General features: G+C 36.4%; 22 protein-coding genes and 1 riboswitch. Of the genes, 6 read left to right on the top strand and 16 right to left on the bottom strand.

Features of this window, described 5'->3' with window-relative positions; genetic code table 11:
* Positions 1-12 precede the first annotated feature (12 nt).
* The 7 genes from BN2628_RS06570 to BN2628_RS06540 all read right to left on the bottom strand — a co-directional run bounded on the left by BN2628_RS06570 (position 13) and on the right by BN2628_RS06540 (position 8,640).
* The gene (locus BN2628_RS06570; RefSeq protein ID WP_055096565.1) at positions 13-1,764 is read right to left on the bottom strand and encodes a DUF5074 domain-containing protein; all 1,752 of its coding nucleotides are present in this window, start codon (positions 1,762-1,764) and stop codon (positions 13-15) included.
* Between the two features lie 12 nt (positions 1,765-1,776).
* A complete protein-coding gene (locus BN2628_RS06565) occupies positions 1,777-3,003 on the bottom strand; it encodes a hypothetical protein (protein ID WP_055096563.1) in 1,227 nt (408 codons plus the stop codon).
* A 2-nt stretch (positions 3,004-3,005) separates the two neighbouring features.
* Entirely contained in the window at positions 3,006-4,169 is a 1,164-nt protein-coding gene (locus BN2628_RS06560; RefSeq protein WP_055097125.1) for a YncE family protein, read from the bottom strand.
* A gap of 15 nt (positions 4,170-4,184) precedes the next feature.
* Complete coding sequence (locus BN2628_RS06555) at positions 4,185-6,185, bottom strand: TonB-dependent receptor (RefSeq protein ID WP_021931501.1); 2,001 nt, start codon at positions 6,183-6,185, stop codon at positions 4,185-4,187.
* Between the two features lie 136 nt (positions 6,186-6,321).
* Positions 6,322-6,526, bottom strand: a riboswitch (cobalamin riboswitch).
* A 112-nt stretch (positions 6,527-6,638) separates the two neighbouring features.
* The gene (locus BN2628_RS06550; protein ID WP_021931502.1) at positions 6,639-7,367 is read right to left on the bottom strand and encodes a DUF6064 family protein; all 729 of its coding nucleotides are present in this window, start codon (positions 7,365-7,367) and stop codon (positions 6,639-6,641) included.
* The gene (locus tag BN2628_RS06545; RefSeq protein WP_055096561.1) at positions 7,364-7,876 is read right to left on the bottom strand and encodes a threonine/serine exporter family protein; all 513 of its coding nucleotides are present in this window, start codon (positions 7,874-7,876) and stop codon (positions 7,364-7,366) included. The genes BN2628_RS06550 and BN2628_RS06545 overlap by 4 nt, the downstream gene beginning before the upstream one ends.
* Entirely contained in the window at positions 7,873-8,640 is a 768-nt protein-coding gene (locus BN2628_RS06540) for a threonine/serine exporter family protein (protein ID WP_055096558.1), read from the bottom strand. Before BN2628_RS06540 ends, BN2628_RS06545 begins: the two co-directional genes overlap by 4 nt.
* A gap of 347 nt (positions 8,641-8,987) precedes the next feature.
* On the opposite strand from BN2628_RS06540, the gene BN2628_RS06535 reads away from it, so the two are divergent.
* The 6 genes from BN2628_RS06535 (at position 8,988) to BN2628_RS06510 (ending at position 14,737) form a co-directional block, all read left to right on the top strand.
* A complete protein-coding gene (locus BN2628_RS06535) occupies positions 8,988-9,734 on the top strand; it encodes a nitroreductase family protein (RefSeq protein WP_055096556.1) in 747 nt (248 codons plus the stop codon).
* A 362-nt stretch (positions 9,735-10,096) separates the two neighbouring features.
* Positions 10,097-12,304 carry an anaerobic ribonucleoside triphosphate reductase gene (locus tag BN2628_RS06530; protein WP_055096554.1) on the top strand — a complete coding sequence of 736 codons (2,208 nt, stop codon included), beginning with the start codon at positions 10,097-10,099 and terminating at the stop codon, positions 12,302-12,304.
* An 82-nt stretch (positions 12,305-12,386) separates the two neighbouring features.
* On the top strand, positions 12,387-12,911 hold the full coding sequence (gene nrdG / locus BN2628_RS06525) for an anaerobic ribonucleoside-triphosphate reductase activating protein (protein ID WP_021931507.1): 525 nt from the start codon (positions 12,387-12,389) through the stop codon (positions 12,909-12,911).
* A gap of 172 nt (positions 12,912-13,083) precedes the next feature.
* Complete coding sequence (locus BN2628_RS06520) at positions 13,084-13,866, top strand: HipA family kinase (RefSeq protein ID WP_055097121.1); 783 nt, start codon at positions 13,084-13,086, stop codon at positions 13,864-13,866.
* On the top strand, positions 13,844-14,227 hold the full coding sequence (locus tag BN2628_RS06515; RefSeq protein WP_021931509.1) for a DUF3037 domain-containing protein: 384 nt from the start codon (positions 13,844-13,846) through the stop codon (positions 14,225-14,227). Before BN2628_RS06520 ends, BN2628_RS06515 begins: the two co-directional genes overlap by 23 nt.
* Positions 14,228-14,245: 18 nt before the next feature.
* Positions 14,246-14,737, top strand: a complete 492-nt coding sequence (locus tag BN2628_RS06510) for a GNAT family N-acetyltransferase (RefSeq protein WP_055097119.1) — start codon at positions 14,246-14,248, stop codon at positions 14,735-14,737.
* Positions 14,738-14,972: 235 nt separating this feature from the next.
* On the opposite strand, the gene BN2628_RS06505 is transcribed toward BN2628_RS06510, so the two are convergent.
* The 9 genes from BN2628_RS06505 to BN2628_RS06465 all read right to left on the bottom strand — a co-directional run bounded on the left by BN2628_RS06505 (position 14,973) and on the right by BN2628_RS06465 (position 25,469).
* Positions 14,973-16,922: a heavy metal translocating P-type ATPase gene (locus tag BN2628_RS06505; protein WP_055096552.1), complete on the bottom strand. Its 1,950-nt coding sequence runs from the start codon at positions 16,920-16,922 to the stop codon at positions 14,973-14,975.
* Positions 16,923-17,115: 193 nt separating this feature from the next.
* Positions 17,116-17,538, bottom strand: a complete 423-nt coding sequence (locus tag BN2628_RS06500) for a Fur family transcriptional regulator (RefSeq protein ID WP_021931512.1) — start codon at positions 17,536-17,538, stop codon at positions 17,116-17,118.
* 135 nt (positions 17,539-17,673) lie between these two features.
* Positions 17,674-19,404, bottom strand: a complete 1,731-nt coding sequence (locus BN2628_RS06495; protein ID WP_021931514.1) for an ABC transporter ATP-binding protein — start codon at positions 19,402-19,404, stop codon at positions 17,674-17,676.
* Between the two features lie 10 nt (positions 19,405-19,414).
* Positions 19,415-21,217, bottom strand: a complete 1,803-nt coding sequence (locus BN2628_RS06490; protein WP_021931515.1) for an ABC transporter ATP-binding protein — start codon at positions 21,215-21,217, stop codon at positions 19,415-19,417.
* Positions 21,217-22,041 carry a class I SAM-dependent methyltransferase gene (locus BN2628_RS06485; RefSeq protein WP_021931516.1) on the bottom strand — a complete coding sequence of 275 codons (825 nt, stop codon included), beginning with the start codon at positions 22,039-22,041 and terminating at the stop codon, positions 21,217-21,219. The genes BN2628_RS06490 and BN2628_RS06485 overlap by 1 nt, the downstream gene beginning before the upstream one ends.
* 64 nt (positions 22,042-22,105) lie before the next feature.
* Entirely contained in the window at positions 22,106-22,717 is a 612-nt protein-coding gene (locus BN2628_RS06480) for a TetR/AcrR family transcriptional regulator (protein ID WP_021931517.1), read from the bottom strand.
* A 187-nt stretch (positions 22,718-22,904) separates the two neighbouring features.
* Positions 22,905-24,065 carry a sodium ion-translocating decarboxylase subunit beta gene (locus BN2628_RS06475; protein WP_021931518.1) on the bottom strand — a complete coding sequence of 387 codons (1,161 nt, stop codon included), beginning with the start codon at positions 24,063-24,065 and terminating at the stop codon, positions 22,905-22,907.
* A 4-nt stretch (positions 24,066-24,069) separates the two neighbouring features.
* The gene (locus tag BN2628_RS06470) at positions 24,070-24,501 is read right to left on the bottom strand and encodes a biotin/lipoyl-containing protein (RefSeq protein ID WP_021931519.1); all 432 of its coding nucleotides are present in this window, start codon (positions 24,499-24,501) and stop codon (positions 24,070-24,072) included.
* A gap of 68 nt (positions 24,502-24,569) precedes the next feature.
* Positions 24,570-25,469: an OadG family transporter subunit gene (locus BN2628_RS06465; RefSeq protein ID WP_021931520.1), complete on the bottom strand. Its 900-nt coding sequence runs from the start codon at positions 25,467-25,469 to the stop codon at positions 24,570-24,572.
* Positions 25,470-25,481: the final 12 nt, after the last annotated feature.

The raw sequence follows: 25,481 nt of genomic DNA, 5'->3' as shown, positions 1-25,481 counted from the left end.
GTTTAGTTTGAATTAAAGTATGATTTTATGTATCTGATTTTTTATTTTTACTATATATATTTGTTTAGGAGATATTTCGGTGATAGTACAGCCTGAAGACAATGTATTTTTATATATCAATTGGCTTTGCATGTTGTATATCTCTACTTCGGTTGATGGTTCTATACCGAATATCTGTATGATTCCGTTCCGGGCAAATATGTGTATCGGGTCAGATTCTGTTTCTTGGATGTATGTTGCTGTAGAAACCTTGACTGCTAAATCTCGATCTTCACATTTCCCATTTGAATTGAAGCGCACGGTGATCGAAGTTTCCCCAGCTTGTAAGGGCGTAAGTATGAGTTTGTTATTTTTTATTTTTGCTGAAACAATATTTTCGTTTTTTATTTTGGTTACTCGTTTGATAATAGAGGTTATCGGTGTATCCTCATCTGTTGCCATGTTAGATAGGTCTATTTCCTGTGTTGTCCCATTTAATTCTACCGGTGAAAAATTTTTTATGACAGGAGCCTGATTATCAGGAAAAATAAACATTGCTGGATACCAGTATCCACTAATAGGTTCATATTCATTCAAGAGTTTGCCATTTTTATCCAATTGATAGTATAGAAAATAATTGTTTGAAATGAAGCTGACATATAATGCTGCATATATTTTGTCATCTGCCGGATTTATACGCATTCCGGCTCCATAGAAATAACGGTCTTCGGGAGTACTGTCGTAAATGAGTTCACAAGTACCCTTATCTATATTATATTTATACATGTGTGCTGTCGTAAACCAGGATGCTTGTCCTTGAGATGAGTCTTCATTGTAAATGAAATAAAGAATGTTTTCTTTAGCGCTTGCACATAAAGAACCGGCTGTCCATGCATACCATGTTTGGTTTATGCCTCCTCGTGGCAAGTCGATTTGTTTTGTTTCAAAGGTATATGGGTCTATTCTCAATAAAGCATTTCCTATCCATTCTTCACCGGCCGAACCGTATGGATAATGCAGGTATTCTTCATTCCTATTGGTGTTGAGACCAACCCATACATAACCATCTTTACTTTGAGTCATAGTACTAAAACATCCGGGAATAACCTGTTCTATTTTGTCTGTTTCAGGATTGATTACCAGAATACCTTTATCCTGTTGTATTGCCAGCACATGGTCTTGAGTGCGTATCATCATTCCTATCTGGTTTTCGTATAAGGCTCCTAATCCGGTAGATGGTGATTCATCGCCTGTAATTAGAGGATTTTCACTACCTTCGATAATACCGTTTAACATATAGGTGTTCAAATCTAATATGTAGATGCCATTTGAGGTGCCTATATAGCCTTTATTTTCGTCTACTCCGACAAAGCTTCTTCCATCGGCTATCGATTTCCCGTTCTTTTCTGCTATTATGGGTAAACGATATAATACCTGCATGTTTTTAGCATCCAAGATGACCAGTCTTCCACCTTGTTTTTCTTCTGCATTTTCTCCCGGATCTTGGTTTTGTTTGGAAATAACATACATTTTATTTCCATATATAACTCCGTATTGTGCGGTACAACCTAATGTTTGTATAATGCTCCCATCCATATTGGCAGGATTAGTCTGTACCAAATAATAATCTATAATTCCAGATTCTGGGTGCAAAAAGTTTATGGAGCTATTGTTATGTCCATACCAGTCTTCGTTCAGTACAAATACACCATCCGTATATGTCTGTCCGATGATAGGAGCACTTCCGGAGAGAAAAGCATAAATAAGTAAATTTTTCCATTTCATAAGCGATGAGTTTTATGGGTTGGGTAAAGCAGAAGAATCGTCTATATGCAAGTCTTCGGCTCTGGACAATTCGGTTGATGTTTCTCCTAACCAGCCACATTGTTGGTTTACGCCAGTATATACACGTATGAAGTCTATTCCGGGTAGGTGTACTTTATTCCCGTCGGAATCAACAGCCCAGTCTATATCGAAGCTGATTTTGTCGTTTTTTTCGTTTGGGTGGTTATCCACATATCCCCAATCGTATGTGTATAGAACATAATATGTCCCTTTTCCGCTTTCATCGACGGCATTATCTGCAAGTTTTGTCCCAGTGAATGATATCCGGTCTTGTTGTATCCATTTGGGATAATAGTCTTGTCGGTGATAACTGTTTTTGGCAATGTAACCAGATGTTCCGTCATTGGCTGTCCAAGGAATGTAGGTAGAGTCTGTGATAGGTGTTCCTTTGTCTGGGGTTGCGATATGGTCTGCTGCTGGGCGACTATAAGTGATTGTATAATGATGTTTTGTTTCAGGTTTATTATATTCACTTCCAGCCAACTCGTACCATTTATCGTCAGGGATTCCGTTACCGTTTCGGTCGAATGATACCATAACGATACCTGGCTCAGAACTACCTCCAGATTCAGGGGCATCCGGATTAGGATTAGCTACTGCATAAAAAGCATTTCCTAATATTTTGAAGTCTTTTTCCCCTGGAATATTGACGACAGTGTGGTCAAATCCGAACGTTATATATCCTCCATAACCTCCCAAAGACACTAATACATCGTTTTTCCCGGAAATACTTTCTTCTGCCTTTTGTCTCATGGTTTCTTCTGTGTCTCCCTCTTGATATAAAGGCAATTCGTTGACAAATTGTCCTGGAGCTGGACAATATTCATATACTTTCGAGATGTAGCGACTATAAGCGACACTTTCTTCCCAAACGGTAATATTTATTTTATGGTCAACTGGATTTTGAGAATCAGCAATGTGCAATTTTATCTGAAATTGTCCAGTGGTAGCACTTAGAAAAATATAATCTTGGTCGGTTGAAACAAGAGAGTCATTTCCCTTACTATCTTTCATACTCCATTCATATCGTTCACCTGGGAATTCAGGATGTAGAACCAGAGCTTTCATTCGCTCGATTGCATATACATTATCTATACCAAGGCTTACCATGGGTATGTCTTGTTGGCATGATAGCATCGAAATGAAAGTAAAGAGGATAAAGAGTATATTTTTTTTCATAATCAACGATTTAGAAATACCATATGTGCCGGTATGTCTCCGGCTCTTACACTCCATTTTTTTCGTCCGTTGCGACTATAACAGTGCAATGTTCCGCTCGATACATAATTTTTAGCGTCAGTAACATAAATGTCTCCATTTCTGGGGTCTATTTGTATGCCGTAAGGAATGGTGATATCTTTTTCTGTTCCATCAGTTATAAAGTGATCGGTGATTAGTTCTTTAGTTTTTACATTGATAATTCCGTATGAAACGGTATTTTCTTCAGATTCTTTATTCCATTCTACACTATAGAAATAGAGAGAATCACCATGTATAACCATTTCAGAACAGGGAATATCTAAGGTATCTTTTACCTCCATTTCTTTTGAATTTTTATTTTTTCTATCCAGAACAAAAAGACGAGAAGGTATAGAACTGTAATTTCCTCGAGATGAAACCCACAATTTTCCGTATTTATCTTTTCTGATACGGTGAAGATTTATTGCTACCGGAATTTTTTGGACTTGTTTCATTCCGTACATTTCGACAACAGAAACAGTAAAATCGTAATTCGGAGCCCGGTATCCTCCTGAGTTGGCGACATATATGTATTCACCTAAAATTTCCAGTTCGTCAGGTTGGTAACCGACAGTAACTTTTCCGGTTACTTTCAATGAAGTGGTATCGATTCTATAAACTGCACCTAATTGAGCATTTGGATCCATGGCTACAGGGCCGACATAAGCTGACACATAAGCTTTACCTTGTGCAAAACGAATATATCGACAGTTTGGAATATCAATTTGGCCGATTCGTATCAAGGTGTGAGCATCCATTACTTCTACTTTGTGAGAACAGTTGATGACGGCGTATAACTTACTTCCGTATATTTGTATGTCATTACCGACATCTCCCAGCTCTTTAATGACAGTTGGGTTGCGTTCAGCGTACATATTGCGTACATATAGGGTATTTTTAAAATCGACAAAATCGATAGATGCTTTATTGCTACCCATATTTCCTTCATTGAGTACATACATCCCTATAGGATTGCTGTCGGGATTCATCTCGAAGGGTAGAATATCATATTCAGTTGGTACTACTAACTCGTCTTTTCGACAAGCCGGCAGTAGAATGAGTAGAGTGAAAAATATAAATATTGATATGTGAAAATACTTTTTCATTATCATGCTGTGATTTTATAATTCGACTGATATCCCAAATCGATAATTACGTTTTGGCATCGGGTAATTCAGTATTACATCGTAATCTTGGCTTAAAAGGTTATTTACCTCAACAGAGGCTTTTAAGTGAGTTTTTTTTATTTTAAAAGTTTTTATTAACGATACGTCACTGGTATACCAAGGTTGTGTATAATTGTATCGAATATTTTCCTGCTGGTTATATCTGTGTCCTACATAGATGAAACTGTAGTTCAGATTCCATCCTTTCCAACTGAGCATCGCTATAGCCGAACCACTATGCCAAGGAATATAGGGTATTTGGTCCCGGTAATAATTATCTGCCGGATTGGTTATATCGATAGCTTTCTGATAGGTATATTGTAATTTGGCGGTTAGTTCTATTTTGTAGGGCAAACGGAAAATGGCCATGGTTTGGGCATCAATTCCACGAATATCTACTTCTCCCAAGTTTAGCATTGTCCAACGAAATTGTTGCCCTTTAGGATAGGCTACAATTTTATCTTTGACCCGGTTGTAATATATATCAGCTCCTATTCTAAAAAAAGAGAATGTGTGTTCTTTTCTATCTATATCATATAGAAGACCGAGATTATACTGTTTGGCTGTTTCCGGACGCAGATAGGCATTTCCCATATCGGTATAATACAAGTCGTTGAATGTTGGCATTCGGTAACTGTGTTTATAAAATGCTCGTATTATGAAATCTGCTTTTCGGATGGGTTTATATGATAAAAATATGGCAGGAGTTACTTTTTTCTTATTGGGAGCATTTTCTCTTTCCCGAGCTTCTTCATCTACGATAGTAGCTAAAGCTGCAGCCTGTACTTTTAAACAATTTTTGATGGAAAAAGCTGTTGCCGCGGAAATCCAGTGAGTGTTCCTGAATACTGACGTGTATTCGGAAAGACCATTCCATTGATAGTCATAGGCAACAGATACATCCCAATTGGATAATATACTGTATTTGTTGGCCCAAGATATATAACCTTCTCGCTGTTTGTATATGTTATCGACATGTATTAGTTTGTCGTCATTATTTACGTATCGGGTATAATCAAATGCGTATTTTAGATTTACTTTCGTACTTAATTTAGAGGTAATGTCATATTCAAACATCCCTTGTACGAACGAATTTCTATCCCAAAGTCGTTCTCCGCGCCTCCATACGTTATTGACAATAGCACCGGGAACGCCTCTTTCGGAAGTATAGTGATACATATAAGCTTTCCATCGTCCATTGGGGAAATATCCCTGTAATCCACCTTCGATTCGAACTGCATCTATATCCCCATTTTGACGAGTTGCCGTAGTATCATAAGCCAGTTCACCAGAGGGAGTTACTCTTCTATAGCGAAACTTATATTTACCACTTGCATTTATCCATTCGGCATTGAAACTGGCGCTTAAATTATTGTTTAATTTGTATTCAAATAAGACAGATGGATTAATATAATCGAAGGAACCAGCTTTCAAACCAGCTTTTAGGTTTGCTGTTTTTCCTTCTGCAAATTTGGGACGGCGAGTAGTTATGTAAATAGACCCGGCCGAACCGAATTCGCGTGCCGATTGGAATATTTCACTTTTTTGCCCGTTGTATAAAGATATTTCTTCAATATTTTCCAGTGAATATTTGCCTAAGTCTATTTGTCCGTTTTGTGCATTTCCTAGTTGTATTCCGTTATAGTAGACGCCCATATGATTGGTACCCATACTACGGATATTTACGGTTTTTATACCTCCTACACCTCCATAGTCTTTTAGTTGTATGCCTGAAAAGTAACGTAAAGCATCAGCGATAGATAGACTATTGAGATTTTCTAATTCTTTTCCGGTTAATTTTTGAGAAGGTATGACTTCATTATATCGGTTACCGGTTATAACGACTTCGTTGATGTGTTGTATTGAGTCTAATTTGTTTTGGGCGGAAAGTAGTGATACTTGTATATTTATAGATATACAGTATATTATACTACATATTTTTACGAATGAATTCATCCTGAGGTATGAACTGTTAACATAGTAAAACAATACAATAGCCCAAGAGGGATAAATGCAGTATGGTACGAAAGGATAGATGCCGGATCCTGCCGGAATACTAAACACGAATCAATTTGCTCTTTCCTCGAAAGCTATTGAAAAATATTAGCATGGCAGGTCTTCTGACTTGTTTCCGTTGGTAAACGCCTTCCCGAATTTTTTGATTCAGTGGCTATTGGTACATGCTTACAACGTTTGTATGAAACTTACAGCAGCGGGACTGTTCAGGATTTCCACCTGATTCCCTTTTAATCGATTCCTCTGAATAAAGGTCTCGAACCAATGCGAGGCAAAGGTATGAAGAATAATTAGAAATGCAATTTTTCATACATGAAAAATTGCATTTCTAATTTGTTATATTTCTATTTATGAAATAATTGTCAGTATTTGTTTTTAGAAAGATTTTTATCTTTATGGGTTGAGTTTTATTTCCATTCCTAATGCTACAATTAAGGCTGTTGCCAATATGGAGCATACCAGAAGCAATAGGAGATTTATATATTTGCCTTGGGGCTTTGTATCGGAGGAGGATTGCTTCAGGAAAAAATCTTTCAAAAAAAAGTATAGAGCCGGAATGGTTGCACCAGATAATAAAAAGTCTTCAGGAATATCGAAAGAGTATGTTTTAGAAACTCCAATAAATGACCAATGACATAGAAAGAGCACGATAAACATATTTATTTTACGTGAAAACATCAACATCAATCCTAAAGTGAATACTGCGACAGAACAAGGCATTACTGGAGAAGTCATAGCAGGAAATGACATGCCTCGTGCTAATGAAAATATTGGGTATATAAAAGGCAATATTAATAAAATAATGGACAATAGACGATGTTTGCCTGTACTTTCAAAAGTCGTGTATCCACTTATTGTATCCCATAACCAAATGATGGCCATTATACCCCAATAGAGAACCATAGCTATATTATAACTTCTTTCGGCACAAAATATGTAATAATAAATGAGAGAAATCCATAAATAAGTGGTGGTTAAATATATTTTCATCCCGGTTTTGATTATTCGGGAAGGTTTATATATCAGTAGAAGTGTTAATAATATACCGATAGTTATAAAAATTATCTGGTATATCCAGGTTGCCAAATTATAATTTGCTATTGTATTCCAAAAAATATTCATGAACGTCTTCTTTTTCGTATTACATTATGTCGGGTTAAGGAGAATGCTTTATGAGGCAAAAGGAAAATAGGTAGTGTAGCTCCTACAGCTAACATGAAAATGACTGAAGAAGTTACTATTCCATTAGAAAAGAACATTTCCATATATTTAGCCCTTTCTGCCGGAGTATCCATTGTTTGTAAAAACATTAGTAGAGAGAATACCATATTATAAGCAAATTTCCCGGGAATCATGGGTAATAAAGCAGGTATATAAAGAACAGTCATAGGACAATATATTTTTCCTCCCAACCATAAACTGCCAAATCCGATAATTACTGCTCCAAAAAGAGAAGCTGTCGCAATATCAAATCCTAAGAAAGTCATTAAGCAATAACGACAAGCATGGCCGATAGCTGCAAGGATGGCTATCGAGGGAAAAGCTCGCATAGGAGGGTCTGAGATTGCTCCGAAACCGATACCGGCAAGTGCCGCAAAAAAAGCATCTGAAAGTATATCTATAGCTATCATATCAAACTATCTTTAACTAATAATAAAGTAAACGAAAGCCCTATGGCAATACATACGACTAGGAGTAAAGCATCTATCAGGCGGGCACAACCAGTAAGAATATATCCTTCTACAATATCGATGACTCCATTAATAAGTGGGACACCAGGAATCAAATATAAGACACTGGTAGCTAAAGCTATTTCTGATGTTGTATTGAAAATCAGGGCGATAGAAGAGCATAGAGATGCTACAAAGGCTGACACGATGAAGATTATATAGTGGTTATATTTTTGTATCTGCATTTGTTGTTTCAGAAATAATCCTGTAATTGTTGCTGAAAACACGATACCCATGGAGCACCAGTCTCCGCCGAAAAGTTTACAAAATGAAGCATTGGCGAATCCCGCAAGGATAAGAACAAATAAAGGGTTCATCCGCGGGGCGGAGACAATTTCGTTATAGCGTTTCTTCAATTCAACCAAAGAAAGACGTTCATCATGGGCTTCCCAACTTAAAGCGCTTAATTCCGAGTTTCGTTCGAAACTGATAGGGTAAGCAGGTATATCGATGACTTCACTATAAGCTTCTTTCGTTTCTTCGTCATAAATAGTTAGAATAATGTTTTTTTGAAATACACTTATTTTTACAACTAAATCGAACGATTCGCCTATTCTTTTGGCACTACGTACTACACGGGATGTATGTACTCCATTTCCCATCATGTAGGCCGAATATTCGGCTATGAATTTGGCAACTTCTACCAAAGACTCATTAGCATTCATCTATATGAATTTTTGTTTCGTAATATTTTATTTAGCTTGTTTTAGTATTGGGATTATTCGGAAAACGACTGCAAAAGTATAAAATGTTTTTTAATAAAATTACTTGTTGATTATAATTAGCTGTAATTTTAATAGTAAATATTTCATTGTACATTTATTTTCAATCGTTTATAAGTCGTAGATTTATTTAGCATAATGGGTTTGATATTTATGGTACGTTTATTATTATCTGTCTACAATTAAAATGACGTTAAAAAGTCATGTACTATGAAGTAATTAACGTTTGACTGGTGAAGATAAAACAAAAGAGTGGTTATCTTTGTAATAAGAATAAAAAATGAGTCGATATGAAAACGATAAAAGATATTTTGCTTGGACGTACTTCTGTACGGCGTTATACACGAGACAAATTGAGTCAGGAAGAGTTGGAGTTTATTTATAAAGCTATTCAAAATACACCGACGAGCTATAATGGACAGCAGTTTTCTGTTATCTCTGTAACTGACCAGGATGAAAAAGTGTTATTATATGAGATAACTGGACAGAAGCAAATTAAGACTTGTGCTGCATTTTTGGTATTTTGTGCTGATTACAATAAAATAAGGGTAGCTGCCGATGCTATAGAATGTCCGTTCCCTGCTTTCCCTGATACAATGGATGGTATTATGGTTGGGGTTATTGATGCTGCCTTGGCTATGCAGACTGCTTACATATCAGCTATGTCGATAGGGTTAGGAGGATGTTGTATTGGTTATACTCGGACTTGCGATCCGGAGCGTATTGCAGAAGTACTACAGTTGCCGAAAGGCGTGTTTGTCGTTTGTGGATTGGCAATAGGATATCCTGCTGAATCTCCTGATTTGAAGCCTAAGCAACCGCTACCGTTGGTAATACATCAGAATCATTATAGGGATAATGATATGCGAGATGATTTATTGACTTATGATAAGACTATATCTACGTATAATCGTAATCGTAGTGGGGTAACGACAGATAATGACTGGATATCTCACATTGTAGGTTATTATAATGATGGCATGAAATATGATATTGAAGGTTATCTTAAGCATCAGGGATTTGAAATGAGAAAATAGTTTTCTTAATTTATTATTTGTTTGTTTTTTTGTTTTTGATTGGTTGGATAGTACGTCAGAAAAAAGAGATAAAATTTCAATTTGAAAGGAATTTTTTTAATATGCCTGTTGTATATTTAGTGATATTTTTTACTTTTATTCTTATTATTAAAAGTTCTCTAAAAAGAAAATTATTTGTATTTGGAAAATAAAAAAAGTTTTCCATTTTTAAAATTAAAAAATTGGTTATCAGTATTATAAATATATTTTAACATCAAAAAGTTTTCTAAAATAGAAATTTTATTGTGTAATAAAGAATAATTTTTTTTACCTTTACAACAGTTTTAGAACAAGAAAATATATAACCTTAGTTTCAAATAAAAATGATACAGACTGTTGTGAAGCGTGACGGACGCATTGTCGGTTTTAATGAGGAAAAGATTGTTGCAGCAATTCGTAAAGCAATGTTACATACCGAGAAGGGTGAGGATATGAGCCTTATCCGTCAAATAACCGACCGCATTGTTTGTCGGGGGGATGAACAAATGAGCGTAGAGGCTATACAAGATTGTGTAGAAAGAGAATTGATGAAGAGCAGTCGTAAAGATGTGGCCCAACGTTATATTGCTTATCGGAATCAAAGGAGTATTGCCCGAAAAGCAAAAACACGTGATATTTTTCTGGAAATTATTGAAACTAAGTCGAATGATGTTACCCGCGAAAACGCAAATATGAATGCCGATACCCCTGCCGGTATGATGATGAAGTTTGCAAGTGAGACGACCAAGCCATTCGTTGATGATTATTTGTTAAGCGATAGGGTAAAGTCTGCAGTTGCTGATAATTACATTCATATACATGACAAAGACTATTATCCTACTAAAAGTTTGACCTGTGTACAGCATCCGTTAGATAAAATTTTGAAAAATGGATTTTTTGCAGGACATGGGGAATCACGTCCGGCTAAACGTATCGAGACAGCAAGTATTTTAGCTTGTATTTCTATGGAAACAGCCCAAAATGAAATGCATGGAGGACAGGCGATTCCTGCTTTTGACTTTTATCTGGCACCATTTGTTCGTAAAAGTTTTGTTGAAGAGTTGAAAGTATTGGCTGATATAAATGCAACAAATTATGAGCATCTTTATAATGTACATTTAGATGATTATATTGTACGGGATTTGACGGGTTTGTGTGGAGAGGAGCGAGTTATTCAACATGCTGTGAATCGTACGGTCAGCCGTGTACACCAATCGATGGAAGCATTTATTCATAACATGAATACGATTCATTCGCGAGGGGGAAATCAGGTCGTTTTTTCTTCTATCAATTATGGTACCGATACTTCGGCTGAGGGACGTTGTATAATTCGAGAAGTATTATTGTCTACGTATGAAGGAGTTGGAAATGGAGCAACTGCAATTTTCCCAATACAAATATGGAAAAAGAAGAGGGGGGTAAGTTATTTGCCGGAAGATCGTAATTATGATTTGTATAAAATGGCTTGTAAAGTCAGTGCAAGACGCTTTTTCCCTAATTTTTTGAATCTTGATGCAACTTTTAACCAACACGAAGATTGGAAAGCTGAGGATCCTCTGCGTTATAAATATGAAGTGGCTACTATGGGTTGTCGTACTCGGGTCTTTGAGAATCGTTTTGGAGAGAAAACATCTATTGGTCGAGGAAATCTTTCATTTACGACTATTAATATCGTTCGCTTGGCTATAGAATGTATGAATGTTGTAAATAAGCAGGAGCGAATAGACAGATTTTTTGCCCGTCTTGATGAAATATTGGAGATTACAGCACAGCAATTGCATGAGCGATTTGAATTCCAGAAAACGGCATATGCTAAACAGTTCCCTTTGTTGATGTCTTCATTATGGAATGGGACTGAAAAACTAAGTCCGACTGATAATATATCATCAGTGATTAATCAAGGTACTTTAGGCATTGGATTTATCGGTTTAGCTGAGTGTCTTGTTGCGCTTACAGGAAAACATCATGGAGAAGATAAAGATTCGCAATTATTAGGACTACGCATTGTGACTTATATGAGAGATCAGGCAAACCGTTTTTCAGAGCAGTATCAGCATAATTATAGTGTATTAGCTACACCAGCAGAAGGTCTGTCTGGAAAATTTACAATGAGAGATCGTCGTACTTTCGGAATATTGCCAGGTATTACAGACCGTGATTACTATACAAATTCAAATCATGTGCCGGTATATTATAAATGTTCTGCTCGTCATAAGGCAGAGGTGGAGGCTCCTTATCATGACTTGACTCGTGGTGGACATATTTTTTATGTTGAAATAGATGGCGATGCTACACATAATCCTGATGCAATTATGGCTGTTGTTGATATGATGGATAAGTATAATATTGGATATGGATCGGTGAATCATACTCGTAATCGTTGTTTGGATTGTGGTTTTGAAGATGCTTCAGCTCATTTAGAAGAATGTCCGAAATGTGGTAGTAAAAACATAGACCGATTGCAACGTATAACGGGTTATCTGGTGGGAACTACTGATAGATGGAATCATGCTAAATTATCTGAATTAAATGATCGCGTCACGCATAATTGAGAAGTCTTAGATAAAAAGTATTGTCTCTGTTACTTCAATAAGGGATGATACTTTATAGTATAAGGTTTAAAAGGTATAGGGGATGGATAAAGAAATGTATGATTCGTTGGTGATAGTTGATATTCTCGAGGATACTGTAGTTGATGGGCCAGGTTTGCGGACGTCTATATATTCTGCCGGGTGTCCTCATTGTTGTCCAGGGTGTCATAATCCTGAGTCATGGGATATAGAACAAGGGAAAGTGGTTTCTTTAGATTATATTATGTCTGTTATTAAATCATCAGATTTTGCTGATGTGACTTTTAGTGGCGGAGATCCTTTGTATCAACCTGAAGCTTTTACTTGCCTTGCTCGGAGAATCAAAAAAGAAACAGGAAAAAATATTTGGTGCTATACGGGCTATCGTTATGAAGTTGTTTCTCGGACTCCCCGGTTAGCAGCTATATTGCCTTTTATTGATGTTTTGGTAGATGGTCCATTTATTCAAGGGCTTCGAGATGTATCTTTGTTATTTCGGGGGAGTAGTAATCAGCGTCTCATTGATGTTCAGACTTCTTTGGCTGAATCTCGTGTCGTAGAGTATGAATATCAACCGTTTTGTGTGTAATAAGCATATTTGGGGGAATATGTAGTAATGAGATTTTTTAATCTTGTTTTATAGAATTGAGAGTTATCTATTTCTCTACATCTTTTGTTTCAAAGTTTTTTGGTTTTGAATAAGAATAGTTATATTATTTCTTTTTTATTCGTATTTTTGTTATATGGATAAGATAGCAAATATGGAATTACGTACAGCTAACGTAACACGATATATAATGCCTTTACGTGAGGGTGGTTCCTTACCCGCATTGGCGGAAGCTGATGATGGTTTTAAATATGTATTGAAGTTTAGAGGAGCCGGTCATGGAACTAAAGCTCTTATTGCAGAATTGCTGGGAGCAGAATTGGCACGAGTGACAGGTTTGCGAGTTCCTGAACTTGTTTTTCTTAATTTGGATGAAGCTTTTGGCCGTACAGAAGGGGATGAAGAAATACAGGATTTGTTGCAGGCAAGTCGGGGTTTGAATTTAGGACTGCATTTTTTGTCTGGAGCTTTTACATTTGATTCGTTAGCTGATAATGTAAATTCAGAGCTCGCTTCAAAAATTGTATGGATAGATGCCTTGCTGACAAATATCGATCGTACAGTAAAGAATACGAATATGCTTATGTGGCATAAGGAGTTATGGTTAATAGATTTTGGTTCATCTCTATATTTTCATTATACTTGGGACAATTGGCCGACTCATGTTTTAAGTTCTTTTAAACAGGTCAGAGAACATGTATTGTTGCCACAAGCGGGATGTATTGACAAGATAGATATTCAAATGAAAGAGTGTCTTACTTCAGATAAGGTTAAAGCTATAGTAGAGCTTATTCCTGATGATTGGTTATGTTGGAGTGATGCGCAATTGACTTCAGAGGAAATAAGGGATGTATATTATCATTTTCTGACAGAGAGAATTGCTAATTCAGATATATTTGTAAAAGAAGCTTTGTATGCCAGAAAAACACTTGTATGAATATGCCATCATTCGGTTTGTGCCATGTATCGAAAGAGAGGAATTTATAAATGTAGGTATTATTCTTTTTTCGAAACGACAGAAGTATATTCGGGTTGCATATCATATTGATGAAGAAAAAATAGCTTTTTTTGCTCCGGATACCGATATAGAATCATTGTGCTGCCATTTACGCGTATTTGAAAGGATATGTAGTGGTGAAAAAGAAGGTGGGGTTATTGCTTCGTTTGATATTCCTGAGCGTTTTCGTTGGCTTACTGCAATGCGTAGTACTTCCATACAAACGTCACGACCTCATCCGGGATTCTCGATAGACCTTGATAAAACATTTGAATGCCTTTTTCGAGAATTAGTATTATAAAAAGATAAAATGGATTGTATGATTAGGACGGTAAAATTTCAAGATGCGAGAGCTATAGCAAATATTTACAACGAATATATCAAGCATAGCGTAATTTCATTTGAGACGGAACCTTTATCATTACAAGAAATGCAATCACGTATTGTAGAGATTTCGGCACATTTTCCGTACTATGTTTATGAGCAACAGGATGGAGAAATTTTAGGGTATTGCTATGCTCATTTATGGAAAGAACGGGATGCTTACAAGCATACATTGGAGACGACGGTATATTTATCTCCCGAACACAAAGGAAAAGGCATAGGTACGTCTCTGATGCAAAGATTGATTGGGGAGTGTTGCAGACAAGGTTATCATGCACTGATTGCATGTATTACGGAAGGAAATGAAGCAAGTATCTTGATGCATTCGAAATTAGGATTTAAACAGGTTTCTCATTTTGAAAAAGTCGGTTTTAAATTTGGCCGTTGGCTTGGGGTTGTAGATTATGAATTATTGTTAGTCCCTTAGTATAAAGAGGCTGTCTAAAAAGGCAAAACTGAATTGGCAAAAGTTACAAATTATAACAGAATAAATAAAGAGTGCCACTTTACACCTAATTTTCATAGGTAAAAGTGGCACTCTTTATTATAATCGAACCCTGTCAATTCTAAATTGAAAGTTTAAATTTAAACTTTCCGACTTTTTAGACAGCCTCTTTGGGTATGGATAAATGGCTTATTGAAAGAATTTTCTGTAGGATTTTTTATTGAAACTTCATCTTTAGAATTCTCATTGAATTGAGGACTGCAATCAAAGCAACTCCGACATCAGCGAATACAGCAGCCCATAATGTTGCAAAACCAAAAGCTCCGGCTAATAATATAAGTGATTTGGCTCCGATAGCCCCTACAATATTTTGCATTATGATGCGTTTTGTTGCGTAACCGATAGATATAGCTGTCGCAACCTTTGACGGTTGGTCTGTTTGTATGACTACATCGGCTGTTTCAATAGCGGCATCTGATCCTAATCCTCCCATTGCTATACCGACATCACTTAATGCCAATACGGGGGCATCGTTCATTCCATCACCGACGAATGCGACAGATTTATTGGGTTCAGTTGTCATTTGTTCTAAATAATGAACTTTATCTTCAGGTAATAAATCTCCAAATGCTTTATCTATTCCTAACAGAGAAGCAAAATTATTTACAATTTCCTTTTTGTCACCAGATAATAATCGAATATCGGAAATACCAAGTTTTCGAATATTTTTTATTGCTTTGCAAGCATCATTTTTCAATGTATCAGATAACAATAAGTGACCTACGTATTTCTCGTTGACAGCACAAAGAACAATTGTAGATGTACAGTTTTGAATTTCTTGGGGCAAATTGATTTGGTATTTTTTCATCAAACGGGCATTTCCGACAAGGATTTTTTTTCCGTTTATTTCAGCTTCAATTCCCAATCCACTTAATTCATGTATTGAGTTTTCGTTTGATATTTCGATTCCTTGCTTTTTTGCATAATGGACTATAGCTTGGGCTATAGGATGATTGCTTTTTTGCTCTACTGATGAAATAAAGTAAAGCAGTTGTTCTTGAGTTATTCCTTCATGTGCTACGGAGATTACTTCGAAACTGCCTGTTGTTAATGTTCCTGTTTTGTCAAAAGCTATGGCATTGATATGGGTAATAGCATTCAAAAAATTTCCGCCTTTAAATAATATTCCATTTCGAGAGGCGGCACCGATTCCTCCGAAATAACCTAATGGAACACTAATGACCAAAGCGCAAGGACAAGATATGACAAGAAATACCAGCCCTCGATATAACCAATCATTAAAGATATAATGAAATGATGGATTTATGATAGAAATAAGAGCAGGGATAATAATGATAAGGAGAGCTGACAAGACGACAACAGGAGTGTAGATTCGTGCAAATTTGCGGATAAATAGTTCAGCGGGAGCTTTTCGTTCTGAAGCATTTTGGACTAATTCTAATATACGGGCTAAAGAACTATTTTCGTATGTTTTTGAAACCTGGATGTGGACAGCCTGTCCAGAGATAATCATTCCAGCAAGAACTTCTTCATTTTTAGATATGGTCCGAGGGACACTTTCCCCTGTCAACGCTGAAGTATCGAAAATCGCCTGAGAATCTTTCAATATACCGTCTAGTGGGATACGTCCTCCAGGTTTTATTTCAATGATTTCTCCGATTTTTACTTCACGAGGTGAGACGGTGTGGTACCTACCGTTACGAAAGACTTCAACTTGTTCGGGTCGTACGTCAAGTAGTTGCCGGATATTTCGTGTTGCTCGGTCGACGGCCTTATCTTGCAATATTTCTCCGATTGTATAAAATAACATGACAGCTACAGCTTCGGGATATTCTCCGATAGCAAATGCGCCAACAGAGGCAATAACCATCAATGAAAATTCATTAAATAAGTCTTTTGTCAAAAAACTTTTCCATGCTTCTTTCATTACAGGAAAACCTACCGGTAAGAAGCTACATAAAAACCATATAAATTGAATATTTGTATTTTGGAACCAAGTAGATTGATGTTGTAATATTATCCCTGTTATTAAAAGAGAAAACGAAATAATAGGGAGTATAAAAATTGTATATTCGTGTGAGTCTTCATGGTGCTTGCTGTGGCAGCAGGAATGCATGTGTTCACAGTGGTGTTGCATTGTTTCCATAATCTTTCTGTTTTTTGATTTGATACAAAGATATAGTTTGGAATATGCAACTTTGTTGCAAATATATTGCGTGCAGGTAGCATGTAATAAGCTGCGGTCCTCGAAAGAGTCGGCTTTAATAAATGTACCCTTACCACAAATATATGGTAAGGGTAAATTTATTTTTCGAAAGCTGTTAATCGTTTCTTGTATCTTACCGTTTTGAGTTGCAAGAAGGGCAGATACCTTTAACGGTATAGTTGATACTATCCATGACGAAACCTTGAGGGAGTTGTACTATGGGAATATGTATGTTGTCCAGACAGAATGTATGCCGGCACTCTTCACAAAAAAAATGTATATGTCGGTTTTGTATCGGGCAATTGCTTTCACTGGTACATATTTCATATTTAGTAGATCCACTTCCGTCTTCGAATGCGTGAATAGCGTGATGTTCAAGGAGTACTGATAAAGTCCGAGAGATAGTAGATTTATCGAGTGTGTCGATTAAAGTTTCTAATTCAAGAAGAGATACCGGACTTTCCTGCTTGGACAGTTCTTTGAAAACTATGATGCGAGCTGCCGTTGGTTTTATACCCCTGTTCTTTAATTTGTCTACACATTGATCTGTTGACATGGCTAATAATTTAGACAATTTATACGTTTGATTTTGTATAAATTTGATACAAATATACAGGATTTTTTATGCAACTTGGTTGCATATTTTTTTATTAACATATTACGTTGGACAGATGGAAATAGAAGTGTGCCATCATAGTTTCCAACCGGCTGTTTTTTCCTGAATTGTCCAAAGTTTGCAATATAGTCCATTTTTATTTATCAAGTCATTATGTGTACCTTGTTCAACAATCAGACCTTTATCCAATACGATGATTTTATCTGCATTTTTGATAGTTTTTAAGCGATGGGCAATAACTATAACGGTTCGTCCTGTAATGAGGGAATTTATAGCATTTTGCACGTCAACTTCATTTTCAGGGTCAAGAGAGGCAGTTGCTTCGTCCAGTAGTACAATTTCCGCATTTTTTAAGATAGCCCTTGCAATGGATATCCTTTGTTTTTCTCCTCCGGATAAGGTACACCCTCCTTCACCAACCATCGTATCATAACCATTGGGAAGCTTTAAGATGAATTCATGGCAACAGGCCTTTTTAGCAGCAGCTATTATTTCTTCATCAGTTGCATCGGGTTTACTAAATCGAAGATTATTTTTGATTGTATCTTTGAACAAATAAACATCCTGAAAAACCATGGAGATATGTTTCATTAGAGATTCTGGGTCAATATTTGACATAGGGATTCCATTAAACAATACTTTCCCTTGTTGAGGGTCGTAAAACCGGGCACATAACTTCATCAATGTACTTTTCCCACTACCAGAAGGTCCTACTAAAGCTGTTAATGTCCCTTGATGCATAGATGTATTGATGTCGTGAAGAACCTCTTTCTTCTGATATTTAAATGATACGTGTTCGAAAATTATATCTCCACATTGGGGAGCTTCTTTGTTTCCTGTCATTTCTGGTTCATTCATCAATTGAAGAATACGGCCTCCTGCAATAGAGAAATAACGAAATTCAGCGAAGTTAGTTAAGGCTGAAGTTAGTGGATCAAATACTCTTGATCCTACGATAAGGAATAAAACGAAGGTCAGTATTGAAATATCTCCGCCGATGAGCAGGTATGTGCCACATAGTATCATTAGAGTCAGGCCAGAGCGAATCACAGTAACAGAAAATAGTATGAATGGACCGAGGATAGCTTCTTGTCGGATACAGGCACGCCGCAATTGAGAAAAGGCATCTTTGAGTCGAATGAATTTGTCGCCTACCAAATTATAGGCCTTCATAACACGAATGCCTTGTAAATATTCTTCTAACCGATTACCAGCATTGATTTTAGCTTCAATTTGTTTATTACTTAGTTTTTGTTGTACTTTTGTACTTATCAAGAGGATACCTATAGCCAGAGGTAAGGCAATAAACATGGCTATAGCCATACGCCAATCTATCCAAAGTAAAGTGAAAAAAGCTAATATTGGCATAACTAATGCTCCCATTAACTGTGGTAAATGATGGGAAATACCTGTTTCCGCCATGGCAAAGTCTGTTATTAACATGGACGATAAATCCCCCGGATCATGACGAGAAAAAAATCCTAAGGACAGTTTTCTGAGATGCTCTGCCAGACTAATGCGTCCTTCTGCGCTCATTTCATACGCTCCACGAAAATTGGCTCGATAGGAGGCACGTTCTGCTATAGCCATAATAATCATATATAGGACTAATATAATGAATATAGACCATAACCGAGTTATGTCAAGAGATGTATTGGTCCCGTCGAAAGCTCGGAATATGACATTTACAGCTTCTATGGAAAGACAAAACGGAATAATGTTGACCAAGTTAGCGAGCATAGTATAACCCACTGGTTTATAGAGTCGTTCGGTATGACCTACCGAAATATTTTTTATTGCATTCATGATTTTTAGTTTATTTTTGATTGTTATTTAATTGCCAAGCGAAAGCTTCAGTATAGGCATTCCACATTTTTTTATAAACTCCTTCTATTGTACTTAGTGTTTCATGGCGCCCCTGTTGTACCAATGTACCATCTTTTAATACTAAGATTTGTTGTGCAGATATAATGGATGATAATCTGTGTGCAATAATAATAACGGTCTTATCTTTTATTAAATGTTGTAATGCCTGCTGCATTTTGTATTCGTTTTCAGGGTCAGCAAAAGCTGTTGCTTCGTCAAGAACCAGTATTGGAGCATTTTTCAGTATAGCTCTTGCAACACATACTCGTTGGGCTTCTCCTCCAGATAGGTATACACCTGTATCTCCAATAGTTGTATTATATCCATTGGGCAGATTTTGGATAAAGTCATGGCACTGGGCGGCTTGTGCTGCAGCGATGACTTCTTCTTGAGTGGCATCGGGACGCCCTACTCGAATATTTTCATATAAAGTGTCGAAAAACAAAAATGTATCTTGAAAAACAAAGGAGACCATGTTCATTAATTGGCGAGTTTCGATATTTTTGATATTGATACCTCCGATAGATATTTCTCCTTGAGAAATAATATCCCAAAAACGGGGTATTAAGTTGGCAATTGTTGATTTTCCAGAGCCTGAAGGACCTACTAAAGCAGTTATTTCTCCATGTTTCGCAACGAATGAAATATTTTTCAGGGCTTCTGTTCTGGTACCCTCTTTTATGTTTTTATATGCGAAACTTACATTTTTGAATTCTATATCATAAGATGTTGGTATTTTAGGATATGGAGTTTCTGAAACAACCTTTTCAGCAAAGATATTATCAATGCGATTGACGCCTTCGTTTATTTCTTTTGTGCCAGACCCTAAAAATGTAAGTTTGTAAATCGGTGATGCTACACCGGGTCCCATAATAATAAAAAAAAGCCAAACGGTGGCTAAAGCTATGTTTTCAGGATTGCCACTTAGTAGTAGTAATCCAGCTGGTATAATGAATGTGACAAGAGAATTAAGTAGTACTGTAAATGTAATCATTCCTGGTTGATAAGTATCGCATACTTTCAGGGCGTATCTTTTGTAGGTTTCGATTTCTTCATTGAACTGGCAAAAGGAACGGACACTTTGTCCAAAGATTTTAACTATTGGCATTCCTCTTACATATTGGACAGCAGAAGCACTCATTTGTTCTTGGGTATCGAAATATGTTTTCATAAATTCATTTGCCTTCTTCCCAAAGAATGTAGCGAATTGTAGCCCTATACTTAGTATAATACAAGTGAGACAAATGGTAGCCATCCAGCCGTTAAGCGAGAAAAAAATGAAGAACATTAATATTACAGTAGCTGTTACGTTTACTAAATCAGGAATGGTATGTGCAATAAAAGTTTCTATTTTTTCAATATTTTGTTCCATTGTTTTTTTTATGGCCCCTGTTGAGGAACTGTTCAGATAGCCTAACGAAAGTTTTCCGAGATGTTCCGCAAGTTTTATACGTAGTCCGTAAAGAATACGGAAGGCTGCAACATGGGAAAACATTAGAGAAGCATAGAGAAGGATTAAACCTATTATTAGGCCAATAAATGCGATCCACCCCCAATGTATCAATATATTACTGTCTATATGATTCAAATCGGTATTATAATATAGTAATTTACTCAGTATTTGATACACTGCCAGATATGGTATAAGCATGCATGCAGCGCTTCCCGCTGATAATATACCAGATAGAATCAATAAACCTTTACGTTCGCCGGCGATTTCGAAAAGCCGGGCAATTCCTGTTTTCTTTTTCATTATTTTTTTATTTTATACCCTAATATAGAACTGAATTTGCAAGTAAATTTCGGAAACATCCGGAAGATATAACCGGATACTCCCCAACGTTTTTTGGCATAATTCTGATATAACCATTGTCCTGTTATTTCGAGTTGAGGAACCCATTTTTCTACTATTTTCCCATTGGAAATTCCGCTTCGTATTTGAGCCTCATTTTTGCGTAAGGAATCTGGTTTTAATTTGGTTTTTACCATCATCGGGCCACATACATCGAAATAAATTTCTCCGCCAGGAAAGCGATTAGCCAGATTTTTTAGAATATCTATAACTTGTTTTTCGTAAAAATACATCATAACACCTTCCATAGTGAAAATAAAATGGCTGTCGGGATGTTTTTCCTTTAATTTATCCATCCAGTTATTTTCCAAAATTGAGCCCTCTATATAAAAATCATTTTTGGGTTCTGGGATAAAATGTTTTCGTATGGCTATTACTTCAGGAAGGTCGATTTCGTAAAAAATACAATTTTTTCGTTCTTTTATTCTTTGGTAGCGAGTATCTAAACCACATCCGATATTTACGGTTATGGGGTGTTCTTCTTTCAAAATAAATTCTTGAACTTTTTGGTCGAATAAGCGTCCTCGGATAACACATCCCAAGGCACTCATCCAAGCATTGTCAAATTTTGAATAATCATAGTCAATATTATTTACCAAACTCTCGGCAAGAGGGTCTGATATGATGATGTCTTGACTTTTGCGTTTGCTTTCCTTTGCCCGCATGTAAAGAGGAATGAGTAATGTCTCTGCAACTACATTTTGGAATTCAAATTTTTCTTTCATTTATATATATTTTTAGTTTGTCAAAAATGAACGATGTTCTATTTTGTTCAAAAAAAAAGAGAACTTATATTTTCATAAGCTCTCTCCATCCTATTACTTCGAATTGTATATATTCTTTTATAATTTGTTCTGTATCTCCAGGACTTATTTTATGCATAATAATTTCCTCAAACAGTGTGAACATCCATACGGTATGTAAGTGGATTGAGAAATCTGATATATCAATATTTAGTTGAGGATGTTTGGCTTTCATATTTTGAAGATAGTCTTTTACTAAAAGTGTAGAACGGTTGGTAAAGTCTTCTTTGTAATTTTCTAAGGAGGAACCTAGTGAACAAAAAAATAAAATTTTCAACAAATTACGATGTTGATGTATTATGTATATATATTCTTGGATAACGTAAAGGAGATATGAGTCAGAATATAACTCTAAAATGTCGGCACTACTATGACCATGATGTTCGTGGAGCATCTTATCAAATGCATAAGTTACCGGTCTTACAATCTGGCAAAATATTTCGTCTTTGTTTTTAAAATAATTATAAATATTGCTAAGTACGACATTTGATTTTGCTGCAATTTCTCTCATGGAAGTTTTTGAATATCCTTTTTCCAAAAATATATTTTCTGCAGCTTTAAGAATATTGTTTCGTATGTTGTCTTTGGGTATTTGCATTAAAAAAGGAGTTTAAATCTTTTTTATAATACAAAGTTATGGTTGGCAAAAAGAGTAAACAATACCCAAAAATGGGGATTTTAAGTTTTATATATGAGAGATAAACGATTTGGTGAGGATATTATGGATAAACAAAAATCATAGAGAGTATTTACTCTCTATGATTTTTGTTTTTTTAATTATTTTTTTAAGCTAAAAATCCCAATAAAATTCCGGCAGCAACGGCCGACCCAATAACTCCGGCTACGTTTGGGCCCATAGCATGCATAAGAAGATAATTTGTCGGGTCATATTCTAAACCGATAACTTGGGATATACGCGCCGAGTCAGGAACTGCTGATACACCAGAATTTCCAATTAGAGGATTGATTTTATTACCCTTTTTCAAGAATAGATTGAAAAATTTAACGAACAGAACTCCTGCGGCAGTAGCAATAATAAAGGAAATTGCCCCTAAAATGAAGATTTTTACCGAGTTGGCTGTTAGGAATTGAGAGGCTTGTGTGGATGCACCTACTGTAAGTCCTAACAAAATGGTAATGACATCGATTAATGGACCACGGGCTGTTTCTGCTAAACGACGAGTTACTCCGCTTTCTTTTAATAGATTTCCGAAGAATAACATACCTAAAAGAGGAAGACCGGATGGAACAAGGAAACAGGTCAATAACAATCCGGCAATCGGAAAGATAACTTTTTCTGTATGGGATACTACACGAGGTGGTTTCATACGGATAAGCCTCTCTTTTTTAGTGGTTAGTAGCCGCATAATAGGTGGTTGTATTACGGGAACTAAAGCCATATATGAATAGGCTGAGATGGCAATTGCTCCCATTAGATTAGGCGCCAACTTTGAAGATAAAAATATAGCTGTAGGACCATCGGCTCCTCCAATAATACCAATGGCACCTGCTTGGTTAGGTTCAAATCCCATAGCTAAAGCAATAGCATAAGCTCCAAAGATACCGAATTGGGCTGCTGCACCAATGAGCATTAGTTTAGGATTGGAAATAAGAGCGGAGAAGTCCGTCATAGCTCCAATGCCTAAAAAAATCAGAGGGGGATACCAGCCCTGAGTTACTCCTTGGTATAATATGTTGAGGACAGACCCTTGTTCATATATTCCTAATTGTAATCCAGCATCTTTAAATGGTATATTGCCTATCAGTATACCGAATCCAATGGGAATAAGCAGCATCGGTTCAAATTCTTTAGCAATAGCAAGATAAATGAAAATGATACCACATATAATCATGATGAGGTTCCCTATTTCGAAATTTGCAAATCCCGTATAGGTAAGAAACTCTTCTATATTTCCACTTAGGAATTGAATAAATTCATTTTCCATACGCTTATTCTATAATTAGTAAATCGGCACCTTCGAGAACTGAATCACCCTTATTAACCTTGATTTCTATCACTTTCCCATCACGGTCGGCATTGATGACATTCTCCATTTTCATGGCTTCCAGTATCATGACTTTCTGACCGCGTTTTACAGTGTCTCCAACTTTAACGCTAACTTCCAATATTACACCGGGAAGAGGTGTCCGGACAGCTCCTGCAGCACTGGGTGAAGAGGGGCGACTGACTACTGGTTCTCCGGTTGGAGTAGTAGGAGCAGCTTGAGGACGTTTTAATGGACGTATTTGTTTTTTAGCAGGTTTATCTAATTCAACTTTATAAGGGGTTCCGTTTACCTCAACTTCGGCAATATTATCTACAACGCTGTTTACTGAAACTTTATAGAGATTACCGTTTATTTTAAATTTATAGTCTTTCATGTTGCATATTTTATATTTGACACTCTAAAAATATCTTCTGCTTGTAGAGAGTATCTTAGTTATTCAAATTATCTCTTTTTTATTTGAGGAACTTCACGTAAGCCGTATATTTTTGAGCTCCAAGGAGAGTAATTACGAGTAACTCTATGGATAGTCAACACAGTTTCTTCATAATCATGATCTCCGCCTTGATGTTCATTTAATGCCATTGTGATTGCGGCTAATACAGCTCCTGGTATTTCGGATTCTTCTCTTGCATCTTTTATTTTGCCTGAAATACCTTGAGCCTTCATAGCTCGTTTAGTACTTAATCTGACTGAGATTTTTCCAATTACCCGGAAAACGAGATAAAGCAATATTAGAGCTAAAAAAACTACAGACATTGCTGTTACAGCCATACCTATACCGTTAGGGTCATGTTCTGCAAATTTGTCAACTTTCGGATTGTTATTAATAACAAAATTCGAAGCTTCAGGAGTTGGATGTGGTAGAATTTTCAAATCTCTTGCTCCGTCTTGTGGTGCACCGAAACTTTGATCGGCTTCCAGCACCGGAACAGTAACTTCGTCTATTAAGTTTTTACCGCTTGCGTCGTAAAGAGCTATATAATTTTCTTTATCTGGGTCGAGGCTGAAATTAGTGTGGAATGTACCGTGGTGAGGATAAGAATCTGCCCAAAGTAAAACGACTTGTCGAGGACCTATTTGAGTCCTTAGGTCTCCTTTTGAAATCATATATTTTTTGGGATTGTTCTTATCGTTGGTAATAAAGCATCCAGCCATTTGTACCGTCCCAGCAGAATTATTATATATTTCGATCCAAGCACCTCGATTTCCGAATGGATCCATGTAATTTGAGACATTGTTTGTCAAGACCTCATTGATACGAAGTGCTGATGTCGATTGTGCATAAGTCCCACTGGCCAGCCCGATACTCAGTATTATACTTCCTATTATTTTCCTTATCATAATTTATGTTTT

Origin of the sequence: Gabonia massiliensis, assembly GCF_001403595.1 — a bacterium.
Classification (GTDB): domain Bacteria; phylum Bacteroidota; class Bacteroidia; order Bacteroidales; family Coprobacteraceae; genus Coprobacter; species Coprobacter secundus.
The sequence above is the reverse complement of the archived record's forward strand: the minus strand, read 5'-3'. Positions and strand labels throughout refer to the sequence as shown.